This is a genomic window from Lentzea fradiae, from assembly GCF_900100955.1.
GTDB lineage: Bacteria > Actinomycetota > Actinomycetes > Mycobacteriales > Pseudonocardiaceae > Lentzea > Lentzea fradiae.
In genome coordinates this window covers 277522-291085 of the sequence record NZ_FNCC01000007.1, presented here as the reverse complement: position 1 = coordinate 291085, position 13564 = coordinate 277522, and the positions used below count along the sequence as shown (strand labels likewise).

11 protein-coding genes are annotated in these 13564 nt (G+C 70.7%); all 11 read left to right on the top strand.

The window, feature by feature from the left end:
* The 11 genes from gcl (at nt 1) to BLT23_RS18465 (ending at nt 13564) form a co-directional block, all read left to right on the top strand.
* Complete coding sequence (gcl, locus tag BLT23_RS18515) at nt 1-1713, top strand: glyoxylate carboligase (protein ID WP_090051019.1); 1713 nt, start codon at nt 1-3, stop codon at nt 1711-1713.
* Between the two features lie 89 nt (nt 1714-1802).
* The gene (locus BLT23_RS18510) at nt 1803-2813 is read left to right on the top strand and encodes a glycerate kinase family protein (protein ID WP_218133790.1); all 1011 of its coding nucleotides are present in this window, start codon (nt 1803-1805) and stop codon (nt 2811-2813) included.
* A gap of 5 nt (nt 2814-2818) precedes the next feature.
* Entirely contained in the window at nt 2819-4108 is a 1290-nt protein-coding gene (gene allB / locus BLT23_RS18505) for an allantoinase AllB (protein WP_090051211.1), read from the top strand.
* Nucleotides 4105-5097: an allantoicase gene (alc, locus tag BLT23_RS18500; RefSeq protein WP_090051017.1), complete on the top strand. Its 993-nt coding sequence runs from the start codon at nt 4105-4107 to the stop codon at nt 5095-5097. Before allB ends, alc begins: the two co-directional genes overlap by 4 nt.
* A 114-nt stretch (nt 5098-5211) precedes the next feature.
* Nucleotides 5212-6753 (top strand): alpha/beta hydrolase, encoded by a 1542-nt coding sequence (locus tag BLT23_RS18495; protein WP_090051016.1) that lies wholly within the window; start codon nt 5212-5214, stop codon nt 6751-6753.
* 243 nt (nt 6754-6996) lie between these two features.
* Nucleotides 6997-8340, top strand: a complete 1344-nt coding sequence (locus BLT23_RS18490; protein WP_090051210.1) for an ammonium transporter — start codon at nt 6997-6999, stop codon at nt 8338-8340.
* The gene (locus BLT23_RS18485; RefSeq protein ID WP_090051015.1) at nt 8337-8675 is read left to right on the top strand and encodes a P-II family nitrogen regulator; all 339 of its coding nucleotides are present in this window, start codon (nt 8337-8339) and stop codon (nt 8673-8675) included. Before BLT23_RS18490 ends, BLT23_RS18485 begins: the two co-directional genes overlap by 4 nt.
* Before the next feature lie 17 nt (nt 8676-8692).
* Complete coding sequence (locus tag BLT23_RS18480; protein ID WP_090051014.1) at nt 8693-11017, top strand: [protein-PII] uridylyltransferase; 2325 nt, start codon at nt 8693-8695, stop codon at nt 11015-11017.
* A 296-nt stretch (nt 11018-11313) separates the two neighbouring features.
* Nucleotides 11314-12330 carry a hypothetical protein gene (locus BLT23_RS18475; protein WP_090051013.1) on the top strand — a complete coding sequence of 339 codons (1017 nt, stop codon included), beginning with the start codon at nt 11314-11316 and terminating at the stop codon, nt 12328-12330.
* Between the two features lie 62 nt (nt 12331-12392).
* Nucleotides 12393-12953, top strand: coding sequence for an AAA family ATPase (locus BLT23_RS18470; protein ID WP_090051012.1), 561 nt, complete (start codon nt 12393-12395; stop codon nt 12951-12953).
* Nucleotides 12950-13564 carry an HAD family hydrolase gene (locus BLT23_RS18465; RefSeq protein ID WP_090051011.1) on the top strand — a complete coding sequence of 205 codons (615 nt, stop codon included), beginning with the start codon at nt 12950-12952 and terminating at the stop codon, nt 13562-13564. The genes BLT23_RS18470 and BLT23_RS18465 overlap by 4 nt, the downstream gene beginning before the upstream one ends.

Sequence of the window (13564 nt, the reverse complement as noted above, 5' to 3'; positions counted from 1 at the left end):
ATGCCGAAGATCCCCGTCATGCAGGCGGTCGTCGAGATCCTCAAGTCCGAGGGGATCGACACCGTGTTCGGCTGCCCCGGCGCCGCGATCCTGCCTCTCTACAAGGCGATGGAGCAGGACGGCTCGATCGAGCACCTCATCGTCCGGCACGAGGAGGGCGCCACGCACATGGCCGACGGCTGGTCGCGCACGACCGGCAACGTCGGCGTCGCGATCGGCACGTCCGGTCCCGCCGGCACGAACATGATCACCGGCCTCTACACCGCGCAGGCCGACTCCGTGCCGATCCTGTGCGTCACCGGCCAGGCCGCGGTGTCGAAGCTGCACCAGGAGGCGTTCCAGGCCGTCGACATCGTCTCGATCGCCGCACCCGTCACGAAGTGGGCGGTGCAGGTGAAGGAAGCCGCGCAGATGCCGTGGATCTTCCGCGAGGCGTTCCGCGTCGCCCGCTCCGGCCGCCCGGGACCGGTCCTCATCGACCTGCCGATCGACGTGCAGAAGCAGGAGATCGAGTGGGACTCCTCGATCGACGAACCGCTGCCCGTGCAGAAGGCCGCGCCCTCGGACGCACGGGTCGGGCGCGCGCTGGAGATGCTGCTGGCCGCCGAACGGCCGCTGCTGCTCGCGGGCGGCGGTGTCATCCTCGGCGAGGCGTCCGGCGAGCTGCTGGAGCTGGCCGAGCTGCTGCAGGTCCCGGTCCAGGCCACGTTGATGGGCAAGGGCGCGGTCGACGAGGACCACCCGCTCTACGCGGGCATGACCGGCATCCAGACCTCGCAGCGCTACGGCAACGCGTCGTTCCTGGAGTCGGACCTGGTGCTGGCGCTGGGCGCGCGGTTCGGCGACCGGCACACCGGTGACCTCGCGACCTACCGCGGTGACCGCAAGTTCATCCACGTCGACGTCGAGCCGACGCAGATCGGCAAGGTGTTCGGGCCCGACCTCGGGATCGTCGCGGACACCAAGCTGTTCCTGCGGGCGTTGCTGGAGAAGGCCCGTGCGCGCGGACCACGTGCGAAGAGCGCCTGGGTCGAACGCTGCCAGGAGCTCAAGCGGACCCTGCCGCGCCGCGAGGACTTCGACACCGTGCCGGTCAAGGCGCCGCGGGTGTTCAAGGAGATCAACGACTTCTACGGCCCGGACACGTACTTCGTCACGGCGATCGGGCTCTACCAGATCTGGTCGGGCCAGCACCAGAAGTCGCACCTGCCGCGGCACTACCAGGTGTGCGGCCAGGCGGGCCCGCTCGGCTGGGAGATCCCGGCGGCGATCGGTGTGAAGAAGGCCCTCAAGACGTCCCGGCCGGACGCCGAGGTCGTCGGGATCGTCGGCGACTACTCGTTCCAGTTCCTGGTGGAGGAGCTGGCCGTCGGCGCGCAGTACGACGTGCCGTTCGTGCTGGTCATGCTGAACAACGAGTACCTGGGCCTGATCAGGATGGCCGAGGACCACGGCGGCTACGACATGAAGTACGAGGTCGACATCCACTACGACACGACCGGCTCGGACAACGTCAAGATCATGGAGGCGTACGGCTGCTCGGGCGTCCGCGTCGCCGATCCCGGCGAGATCCGCGGTGCGCTGGAGTGGGCGCGCAAGGAGGCCGACCGCACTTCCCGCCCCGTCCTCGTCGAGATCATGATCGAACGCGAGGGCAACACCGCGAACGGCACCTCGATCGCCGCCATGCGCGAGTACGAGCCCCTCCCGTGACCGACCGTGACGACACGCGGGGACCTTTCGTACGCGTGACCAGTACGCGGGGTCCCCGCGTACTCCCGGAGGAAACGTGGGGCCCCCGCGTGGCTCACCCGAAAGTGGTCGTCGCGCCGGACAAGTTCAAGGGGTCGCTGACCGCCCCGCGGGTCGCCGCCGCTGTCGCGCGCGGCCTGCGGGAGGCGGTCCCGGACCTGGACGTGCGCCTCCACCCGGTCGCGGACGGCGGCGACGGCACGGTCGACGCCGCCGTCGCCGCCGGGTTCGTGAAGGCCGGGCGGTGGGTCACCGGGCCGCTGGGCAAGCCGGTGCCCGCGTCGTTCGCGGTCAGGGGCACGACCGCCGTGGTGGAGGTGGCCTCGGCGGCCGGGCTCGCGTTGCTGGAGCGGCCCGCGCCGCTGGACGCCACCAGCCACGGCGTCGGTGAGCTGCTGAAAGCCGCGCTGGACAGCGGCTGCACCACGATCGTGCTCGGGCTCGGCGGCAGCGCGTGCACCGATGGCGGCGCGGGGATGCTCGAAGCCCTGGGCACGACGTCGTTCGAGGGCGTCGACCTGGTGCTGGCCTCGGACGTGGACAACCCGTTGCTCGGCCCGTCCGGCGCGGCGGCCGTCTACGGGCCGCAGAAGGGCGCCACGCCGGAGCAGGTCGAGGTGCTGGAGGCCCGGCTCGCCGCGTTCGCGCAGCGCGTCGGACCGGAACACGCCGCACGGCCCGGTGCCGGCGCGGCGGGCGGGATCGGGTTCGCCGCGCTCGCGGTGCTGGGTGCGCGGTTCCGCCCCGGCATCGACGTCGTGCTGGAACTGACCGGGTTCGCCGAGGCCGTCGCCGGTGCGTCGCTCGTCGTCACCGGAGAGGGCTCGCTCGACGCCCAGACCCGGCACGGCAAGGCGCCGTACGGGGTGGTGCGCGCCTCGGGTGACGTGCCGGTGGTCGCGGTGGCCGGGCAGTGCTCGGTCGAACCCGGTGACCTGGGCCTGAAGGCCGTCTACGCGCTGCTCGACGTCGAACCGGACGTGACGCGCTGCCTGGCACGGCCCGAACCGCTGTTGCACGTCATCGGCGGTCGCATCGCCCGCGAGTGGATGTCAGAGTGAGCGGCATGGACCTGGTCTTCCGCGCCCGCAGGGTCATCACCCCGCAGGGCGAGATCGCGTGCGACGTCGGCGTGGCCGGCGGCCGGATCGTGGCCGTCGAGCCGCGCATCGACTCGCCGAACGTCGTGCACCTCGCGGACGACGAGGTGCTGCTGCCCGGTCTCGTGGACACCCACGTCCACGTCAACGACCCCGGCCGCAGCGAGTGGGAGGGCTTCGAGACGGCGACCCGCGCGGCGGCGGCCGGTGGCGTCACGACGATCATCGACATGCCGCTCAACAGCATCCCGCCGACGGTCGAGGCCGCCGCGCTGGAGGTCAAGCGCAAGGCCGCGGCGCGGGTGTCGGTGGACGTCGGGTTCTGGGGCGGCATCGTCCCCGGCAACCTCGCCGACCTGAAACCGTTGCACGAGGCGGGCGTCTTCGGCTTCAAGTGCTTCCTGCTGCACTCGGGCGTCGACGAGTTCCCGGCCGTCACCACCGCCGAGCTGGAGGCGGCGCTGCGCGAGCTGGCCACGCTCGACGCGTTGACGATCGTGCACGCCGAGGACGCGCACACGGTCCGCGACTCCGAACCGGACTACGCGGGCTTCCTGGCGTCACGGCCGCGCGAGGCCGAGAACAAGGCGATCAGCGACGTCGTGGCGTTGACCCGCAAGACCGGTGCGCGCACCCACGTCCTGCACCTGTCGTCGTCGGACGCGCTCGCGATCCTGGAAGCGGCCAAGCGGGAAAGCCTGCCGATCACCGCCGAGACGTGCCCGCACTACCTCACGTTCTCGGCGGAGGAGATCCGCGACGGGCAGACGGAGTTCAAGTGCTGCCCGCCGATCCGCGAGGCGGACAACCGCGAGGCGCTGTGGCGGGGCCTGCGCGACGGCGTGATCGACCTGGTCGTGAGCGACCACTCGCCGAGCACCGCCGAGCTGAAGCAGGGCGACTTCGCGACGGCGTGGGGCGGCATCGCGTCGCTGCAGCTCGGCCTGCCCGCGGTGTGGACGGGCGCGCGCGACCGCGGTTTCCAGCTCACCGACGTCGTCCGCTGGATGTCCACGCACCCGGCCCGCCAGGTCGGGTTGCGCGGCAAGGGCGCGATCGAGACGGGCAAGGACGCCGACCTCGTGGTGTTCGCGCCGGACGAGACCTTCGTGGTGGACAGGGAGAAGCTGCACCACCGCAACCCCGTGACGCCGTACCACGGCCGCACGCTGCACGGCGTCGTGCGGCAGACCTGGTTGCGCGGCAAGGAAACCGGTACGGCACAGGGCAAGCTGCTACGCAGAGGAGAAGCATGACGGAGTGGACCCGGCTGCCCGATCTCGCCTCACGCGCGGTCGGTGGTGGTGTGCTGTGGGCGAACGACGAGCTGTTCGCCGAGCGGGAGAACCTGATCAAGCCCGCCGAGCCGGTCTACCAGACCTACACCTTCGGTCACAAAGGCCAGATCTACGACGGCTGGGAGACGCGCCGCCGGCGTGAGCCCGGCGTCGACCAGGCCGTGGTCCGGCTCGGGATGCCCGGTGTGGTGCGCGGCGTCGTCGTGGACACGGCGTTCTTCAAGGGCAACTTCCCGCCGTTCTGCTGGGTCGAGGGCGCGCACGTCGACGGCTACCCGTCGGCCGGCGAGATCACCGAGTGGTTCCCGCTGGTCGAACGTTCCGCGCTCAAGGGCGACGAGAAGCACTTCTTCGACGTGCAGGAGGGCCGTCGCGTCACGCACGTCCGCCTGACGATCGACCCGGACGGCGGCGTCGCACGGCTGCGCGTGCACGGCGAACCGCTGCCGGACCCGCGGCTGCTCGTCCCCGGCATCGACCTGGCCGCCCTGGAGAACGGCGCGGTCGTCACGGGGTGCAGCAACATGTTCTACAGCTCGCCCAACAACCTGATCGCCCCCGGCCAGGCCGCGGTCATGGGCGAGGGCTGGGAGACCGCGCGGCGGCGCGACGACGGCAACGACTGGGTGGCGCTGCGGCTGGCCACGGCCGGTGTCGTGCGGCTGGTCGAGCTCGACACGAGCCACTTCAAGGGCAACGCGCCGGGCTGGGCGACGGTCTCGGCGTGCGACGAGCGCACCGATCCGGACACCTGGTTCGACCTGCTCCCGCGCACCCGGCTGCAGCCCGACACGCGGCACCGGTTCGTGGTGGACCCGAAGGAGGCGACGGCCGTGCGGCTCGACATCCACCCGGACGGCGGCATGGCACGGCTGCGGGTGATCGGTTCACCGACGGACGATGGTATGTCACACCTCCAGGAGATGTGGGCCAAAACGACTAACTGAACGTGGTTGTCCGACCACAGGCTGATTCGAGCCAATACCCTCGTTGGTTGTTTGCGTCACACGAACGGTGGAAGCGTTCCTCCCACAAGGTCGGGGATCTACGGGAGGACAACCATGCAACCGATAGTGCGCGCCTTCGGGGCCGTGCTCGCGAGTTCCGCATTGGTGCTGGGGGCGGGGCAGACGGCGTTCGCGGCTCCGGAGGGACAACCGGAGTTCAAGGTCGGCTCGATCGACTGGAAGCCGTGCGAGGAGATGCCGGTGGTCGACTGCGGCTTCCTGGAGCTGCCGGTCGACTACGCCAAGCCCAAGGGGGAGAAGTTTCAGCTGGCCGTGTCGCGGCGCAAGGCGGCGGACCCCGCCAAGCGCATCGGCGCGATGGTGATCAACCCCGGTGGCCCCGGTGGCTCCGGCGTCAGCTACTCGTTCGCCGACGACGTCTTCAGCAAGGAGGTCTACGACAAGTTCGACATCATCGGGTTCGACCCGCGCGGGGTCGCGCGCACCGCGCCGATCGTGTGCTCGGCGGACCTGCTGGGGCAGCGGCCGTCGAACTACCCGAAGACCAAGGCCGAGTTCGACGCGCTGGTCGCGCACAACAAGACGCTGCGCGCGGACTGCCGTGCCCGCACCGGCGCGATCTTCGACCACGCCTCGACCGCGGAGGTGGCGCAGGACATCGACGCCATCCGCCGCGCGCTGGGCGAGAAGAAGATCAACTACTACGGCGTCTCGTACGGCACGATCATGGGCCAGCACTACGCGGAGCGGTTCGGGAAGAACATCCGCGCCATGATCATCGACTCGAACATGGACCACAGCATCGGCACGCGGGGGTTCGTCGCGTCCGAGGCGCGGGCGTCGGAGGACCTGTTCCACGAGTGGGTCAAGTGGAACGAACGCACGCCGGGAGCGGTGTTCCACGGCCGGGACCTGCGCGGCATCTGGAAGGACCTGCTGGCCAGGGCCGAACGAGGAGAGCTGCACGAGCCGGGGCTGCCGGACTACAAGCTGACGCCGGAGGACCTCGGCTCCGCGGTGTTCGGCCTGTCCTACGGCCCGAACTGGCAGTACCTCGGTGAGTACGTCCAGCAGATCCTGGACGCCAACGCGGGCCTGGCGACCGGTTCGTCCCTGGCCTCGCAGCTGAAGGCCGACGAGACCGTGCGCAACCCGTTCCCCGGCATCTTCTGCAACGACTACAACCTGCGCGTCCGTTCGTGGGGCGAGTACCAGTCGCTGTGGCGGATGGAGCAGAGCGTCGCGCCGAACACCCGAGGGTCGTCGCTCGGCCACTCCGCCCTGATGGGCTGCGCCGGGTTCCCGGAGGCGACGAACCCGCAGCGCCCGCTGAAGATCAAGAACTCGCCGAAGATCCTGCTCACGAATGCCAAGTACGACCCGGCGACGGCGTACGAGTGGGCGGTCGCCGCGCACGAGCAGTCCCGTGACACCACCGTCTTCGTGACCTACGAGGGCTGGGGCCACGGCGTGTACGACCGCAGCGAGTGCACGCTGAAGATCAACGACGAGTACCTGGTCTCGCTGAAGCTGCCGCGCGACGGCACCCGGTGCGCCGCCGTCGAGCCGTCGGTCGAAAGCCCGTCGGTGCTGTCGGCGAAGCCGAGGCCGGCCGGTCCGTACGCGGTCCGCTGACGCCGTCCGAGCGCCGTGTCCCGTCTCAGCGGGGCACGGCGCTCACCTCTTCGGGGGACCGCGTTCGGCTACAAATCGTCACCGGTCCGCTGCGGTGAGGTTGCCGAATCGGGCCCGTGAACCGCGTGAAACGCGGACGTAACAAGCTTCGTCCGACAGTTCATCTCCGCGAAACGTTGGGCGCGGGTTCGTGAAACAGGACATACCGATGCTCCCTGCAACCGACGTGCAGTGGAGGTCGAAGTGGATACAGGGGACACCGCCTGGGTGCTCACCAGCGCCGCATTGGTGCTGCTGATGACGCCGGGCCTTGCCTTCTTCTACGGAGGCATGGTCCGTTCGAAGAGCGTGCTCAACATGATGATGATGAGCTTGGGCGCGATGGCCGTTGTCGGTGTCCTGTGGGCGCTGTACGGGTACTCGACGGTCTTCGCGACGGACCTCGGCGGCGGCCTGCTCGGCAAGCCGTTCGAGTTCTTCGGTCTCGACGGCCTGCTCGCGGCCGACCAGCTGTCCGGCACGATCCCGACCATCGTGTTCGTGTCCTTCCAAGCGGTGTTCGCGATCATCACCGTCGCGCTGATCTCCGGCGCCATCGCGGACCGCGCCCGCTTCGGCCCGTGGCTGCTGTTCGCGGGTCTCTGGGCGACGATCGTGTACTTCCCGGTCGCGCACTGGGTCTTCGACTTCGACGCCAAGGACGCCGACGGCAACGTCACCGAGGCCGGCGGCTGGATCGCCAACAAGCTCGCCGCGATCGACTTCGCCGGTGGCACCGCGGTCCACATCAACGCCGGTGCGGCGGCACTGGCCCTCGCGATCGTCCTCGGCAAGCGCGTCGGCTGGCCCAAGGAGCCCATGAAGCCGCACAGCCTCCCGCTGGTCGTGCTGGGTGCCGGTCTGCTGTGGTTCGGCTGGTTCGGCTTCAACGCCGGTTCGGCCCTGGGCGCCAACGTCACCGCCGGTGTCACGTTCGTCAACACGATCGTCGCGACCTGCGCGGCCCTGCTCGGCTGGCTGATCGTCGAGCGCGTCCGCGACGGCAAGGCCACCACGCTCGGCGCCGCGTCCGGCATCGTCGCGGGTCTCGTCGCCATCACCCCGGCGTGCTCCTCGGTCACCCCGCTCGGCGCCATCGCGGTCGGCGCGATCGCCGGTGTCCTCTGCGCCCTCGCGGTGTCGCTCAAGTACCGCTTCGGCTACGACGACTCGCTCGACGTCGTCGGCGTTCACCTCGTCGGTGGTCTGGTCGGCACGCTGCTCATCGGTCTCTTCGCGAGCGACAAGGCCCCGGCCGCGGTCAACGGCCTCTTCTACGGCGGCGGTGTCGACCAGCTGTGGCGCCAGGCCGTCGGTGCGTTCGCCGTCCTCGGCTACTCGTTCGTCCTGAGCCTCGCCCTCGGCTACCTGGTGAAGTTCACCGTCGGGTTCCGCGCGTCGGAGGAGGCCGAGGTCAGCAGCATCGACGAGGCTGAGCACGCCGAGCGCGCGTACGAGTACGGCAGCCTCACCAGCGCGCGGGGCACCGGCAAGGCGAGCGTGGCCGCGGGTGCGACCGCGGTCCTCGAGGGGAGCAACAAGTCATGAAGCTGGTCACCGCGATCATCAAGCCGTTCACCCTCGACGACGTGAAGGGCGCCCTGGAACAGCTCGGGGTGCTGGGCATGACCGTCAGCGAGGTGCAGGGCTACGGCCGCCAGAAGGGCCACACCGAGGTCTACCGCGGCGCCGAGTACTCGGTGGACTTCGTCCCGAAGATCAAGATCGAGGTCGTCATCGACGACGCCGCCGTCGAGAAGGTGCTGGAGGCGGTCGTCGAGGCCGCCCGCACCGGCAAGATCGGTGACGGCAAGGTGTGGGTCACCCCGGTCGACACGGTCGTGCGGGTGCGCACGGGCGAACGTGGAACGGATGCCCTTTAAGCAATAGGAGACGGTCCGTGGAGAACAACGAAACGGCCGTCGTCACGGCTGACGACCTGGTGCGAGCGCGCGAACAGCTGCTCGTGCCAGGTCGTCGTCGCTTGGCCGCCGAACCTCTGCGCGAGGCACTCGTGGACCTGCACGAGTTCTGGTTGACCAAACACGCGGGGGGAGCGGGGATATCCGGACCGGGTATCGCGCTCGTGGCGGTCGGCGGGCTGGGGCGGCGTGAGCTCGTGCCCTACTCCGACCTGGACCTGGTCCTGGTGCACAACGGCGTGAAGAACATCGACGCCGTCGCGGAGAAGCTCTGGTACCCGCTGTGGAACTCCGGCATCGGCCTCGACCACTCGGTCCGCACGGTCGGGGAAGCCCTCCGGGTCGCGGCCGGCGACCTGCGGACCGCGCTGGGGCTGCTGGACATCCGGCACATCGCGGGCGACCCCGAGGTGTCGCAGAAGCTCGCGGACGGCGCGCGGCAGGCGTGGCGCGGCAACGTCCGCAACCGGCTGGACGAGATCGCGGAGTCGTCGCAGAAGCGGTGGGCCCGCAGCGGCGAGATCGCCCACCGCGTCGAGCCCGACCTCAAGCACGGCCGCGGCGGGTTGCGGGACATCACGATCCTGGACGCGCTGTCCGTCGCGCAGGTGGTGGACCGGCCGTCCGCCGACGTGGCGGAGGCCAGGAAGTTCCTGCTGGACGTGCGGACCGAACTTCGCCGTGTGGCACGTAAACCGCGTGACGTGCTGCGCGCGCAGGACGGTGACGAGGTCGCCTCCGCGCTCGGACTCGCGGACAGGTTCGCGATGGCCCGTTCGCTGTCGTCCGCCGCACGAACGGTCGTGTACGCGTTCGACGTGGGGATGCGCACGGCTCGTGCCGCCGCACCGAAACGCGGCCTCGGCGCGTTCCTCAGAGGACAACCGCAGCGCAGGCCGTTGGACGAAGGTGTCGTGCTGCACGGGTCCGAGGTGTCTCTCGCCCGTGACGCGATCCCGAGCCGTGACCCGGCGTTGTTGTTGCGTGTCGCGACGGCGGCTGCACGCAGCAAGCACCCGATCGCGGCGGGAACGCTGAGCAGGCTCGCGGACTCGGCACCGGAGCTGCGCCAGCCGTGGCCGCGCGAGGCCCGTGAGGAGCTGCTCGCGTTGCTGGGCAGCGGGAACGGGCTCGTGGACGTCGTGGAGGCGTTGGACCGCACGGGGTTGTGGGGCCGGCTGTTCCCCGAGTGGGGCGCGGTGCGGGACCTGCCGCCACGCGACGCGGCGCACGTGTGGACGGTCGACCGGCACCTGGTGCAGACGGTCGCGCACGCCGCCCGTCTCGCGACGACGGTGGCACGGCCCGACCTGCTGCTGCTCGGCGCGTTGATCCACGACATCGGCAAGGGACGGCAGCAGGACCACTCCGAGGTCGGCGCCGCGCTGGCGACGCAGATCGGCGAGCGGGTCGGGCTGTGGCCGCAGGACGTCGAGACGTTGTCGATGATGGTCCGGCACCACCTCCTGCTGCCGCACACCGCGACCCGGCGCGACGTCGAGGACGAGGCGACCGTGCACCGCGTGGTCGAGACGCTCGGCGGCGACCCCGTGCTGCTCGAACTGCTGTACGCGCTGGCGGAAGCCGACTCCCTCGCGACGGGACCGGGCGTGTGGACGGACTGGAAGGCCGCGCTGATGGCCGATCTGGTCAAGCGCTGCCGCACGGCGATGGCGGGCGAGGCGCTGCCCAAACCGGAACCGCTCGACCCGGTGCACGTCGAGATGGCCGAACGGATCGCGACGTCGGGGAAGCCGGACGTGCTGCTGGAGAAGCAGGACCACGCGGCGGTCGTGACGGTGCTCGCGCCGGACCGTCCCGGCATCCTGTCCAAGGCGGCCGGTGTGCTCGCGCTGAACTCGCTGGAGGTGCACGCGGCCACGTTGCGCTCCCACGCCGGTGCGACCGTGGACGCGTTCACGGTGTCACCGCGGTTCGGCTCGCTGCCGGACGCGTCGCTGCTGCGCGAACAGCTGTCCAGGGCGATGGAGGGCTCACTGCCGTTGGCGGACAAGCTCGCCGCGAAGGAACGCGACTACGGCGGCCCGCCGGTCGACCCGCCTCCCGCGAAGGTGCTGTGGTTCGACGACGAGGCGACCGGGGCGGTGGTGCTGGAGCTGCGCGCGGCGGACCGGATCGGGCTGCTGCACCGGGTCGCCGCCGCGCTGGAGCAGTGCGGTGTGGACGTGCAGTGGGCGCGCGTGTCGACGCTGGGCGCGACGGTCGTCGACTCGTTCAGCATCTCCGGCACGGGCCTCGACCGGAAGCGCGTCGAACGGGCGGTGCTCGACGCGGCCAGGTAGCGGCCGCCCGGAGAGGTTGAGTAGCACTACGCACAACCTCTCCGGGTGCTCACGCTCCTGCGTGGATGCGGAACCCGGCAGTCTTCGTGGGGTCCGGGAAGCGTCCTCGAGGGGTGGACCGCCTCCCGGACGAGCAGAGCCGGCGGTGATCATCGGTGAGGCGGGGGAGGCTTCGCGGTGACACCGCCGGTGAGCTCTGCGGGTGTTCCTCCCGCCGTGACAACTCCTGGACAGCGCGGCGCCGCCGGGGCCAAGGTGGGAAGCAGGGAAGTTTCGCGAAGCTGGGGGAACGCATCGTGAAGAAGACGCTGTCCTTGTTGCCGGTCGCTCTCGTGGCGGCCGTTCTCATCACTCCGCCCGCGCACGCGGTGACCGTGGAGGACCTCGGCACGTTGCCGGGTGACCTGCGCAGCGCGGCGCTGGACGTCAACGACTCCGGCACGATCGCCGGTGTCTCCTACGGCTCGGGCACCACGCAGCACGCCGTCCGCTGGGACCGGTTCGACGGCATCAAGAAGCTCGCCGACCTCGGGTTCGACACGTGGGCCGGCGCCATCAACCGTGACAGCGTCGTCGTCGGCTACGCCGTGACGGCCGCCAACCGGACCCAGGCCGTGAAGTGGCTGCCGTCCGGTGCCCTGGTGCAGCTCACCGTTCAGGGGTCGACCGGTTCCGTCGCCTACGACGTCAACGACTCCGGCTTCGTCACCGGCACCGCGGTGATCGACGGCGTCAGCCAGGCCGTGCTGTGGGACTCGATCGGTGACGCGACGGTCCTCGGCCCCGGCAGCGGGTCGCGCGTCACCGGCGCCAACTGGGTCGTCGGCACCGACGGCGGCGACGTCGTGCGCTGGAACGCGTCCGGCGTCCGGACCGTCCTCGGCTCGGGCGTCCTGCTCGGGTCCAACCAGCTCGCCGACGCGGTGGGCACCGTCGGCACCGGCGGAGTCCGGTGGTCGCGCGACGGCAGCCGGACCGACCTGGGCACGAACGCCCGTCCGTTCGACCTCAGCGACAACGGCTGGACCGTCGGCGAGGTCTCGTCGCAGGCGTACCGCTGGGACTCGTTCTCCGGCACCGGCGCCCCGCTCGCCCCCGCGCCGTCCAGCGCCGCCGAGGTCAACAACTCCGGCGTCGTCGCGGGCACCGTCGGCACCTCGGCCGCGACCTGGGACATGACCGGCACGCAGAAGCTCCTGCCCGCGCTGTCCGGTGCGACCCGGCACCGGGTGACGGGACTGAGCGAGGCCGGGCAGGTCATCGGCGTCGCGAACCTCCCCGATGGCACCTACCGCGCCATCGTCTGGCGTTAGTGCGTTTCGCCGGAAATCAGGCCGAACTGAACGAGAGGGAAGGCCAAGACGTCTTCTAGGACATGACCGCCGTGTTGCACACGCAGACCACCGCCGTCCGGGTGAAGCCGCGCTCGCTCGTCGTGCTCGGAGGGATTCCCGGCGCGGGCAAGACGACGTTGCTCACCCGCCTGGACGCGGAGGAGCCGGTCACCGTGCTCGACTCCGACCAGGTGCGCACGTGGCTCGAACCGCGGGTGCGCCTGCCGTACCGCTACTGGCGCGTCTTCGTACACCTGACACACCGCCTGCGGGTGTTCGGTGCGGCGCTGTTCAGTCCGGGCCTGCTGGTCGTGCACGAACCGTCCACCCGGCCGGGAACGCGGTTCATGCTGGTGCTCGCCGGACTGCTGTCCGGCCGCTCCCGGCACTTCCTGTGGCTGGACGCCTCGGCGGCCCAGGCCCTCGACGGCCAGATCGCCCGCCGCCGCGTCGTCCGCACGCACGCGTTCGAGCGCCACGTCCGCCGCGGCGAGTCCATGCGCGACAGGTTCGAGGCGGGCTGGGTGCCCTTCGGGTTCGCCGGCGTGACGCTGCTCACCCGTGCGGGAACGTCGGGTGGTCTGCGCATCATGGTGTCGTGATCAAGGCTGTCGTCTTCGACTTCGCAGGCACCCTGTTCGGGCGCCCCACCTACCGATGGCTGTCACCGCAACACCTCTCGGTGCTGCGCGACCCCGCTCCCCACCTCGCGCGGATGAACGCCGCCGAACGCGCCGTGTGGGAGGCGCGCGACCTGACAGCGCTGGCGAGCCGGTCGGCGTACCGGACGCTGTTCCGGCTGGCCGGTCTCCCGATGTCCGACGACGTGTTCCAGCGCCTGCGGAACCCGGCGTTCTGGGGGCCCTACCCGGACACCGCGGAGGCGCTGGCCGCCGTGCGGCCGTTGAAGGTCGGGGTGCTCGCCAACATCTCGTGGGACATCCGCCAGGTCTTCGCGCGCGAGTCGTTGTCGGTGGACGGGTTCGCGCTGTCCTACGAGATCGGGGTCGCCAAGCCGAGCGTCCGCGCGTTCGAGGCGGCCTGCGTGCGGCTCGACGCCGAGCCGCACGAGACCCTGTACGTCGGCCACGACCCGGCGTCGGACGGGGCCGCCGTGCGGGCGGGGCTGCGCTTCGCGCGGATCTCCACTGCTCCGGTCGGACGCCGTGAGCCGGTCCTGCTGAGCGCCCTGGCGAGCCACGGGATCGGGTGA

Bases quoted from the DNA above. Each gene is read 5' to 3' on its own strand.
- allB (WP_090051211.1), top strand. From the start codon at position 2,819: ATGGACCTGGTCTTCCGCGCCCGCAGGGTCATCACCCCGCAGGGCGAG.
- gcl (WP_090051019.1), top strand. From the start codon at position 1: ATGCCGAAGATCCCCGTCATGCAGGCGGTCGTCGAGATCCTCAAGTCC.
- BLT23_RS18495 (WP_090051016.1), top strand. From the start codon at position 5,212: ATGCAACCGATAGTGCGCGCCTTCGGGGCCGTGCTCGCGAGTTCCGCA.
- alc (WP_090051017.1), top strand. From the start codon at position 4,105: ATGACGGAGTGGACCCGGCTGCCCGATCTCGCCTCACGCGCGGTCGGT.
- BLT23_RS18485 (WP_090051015.1), top strand. From the start codon at position 8,337: ATGAAGCTGGTCACCGCGATCATCAAGCCGTTCACCCTCGACGACGTG.
- BLT23_RS18470 (WP_090051012.1), top strand. From the start codon at position 12,393: ATGACCGCCGTGTTGCACACGCAGACCACCGCCGTCCGGGTGAAGCCG.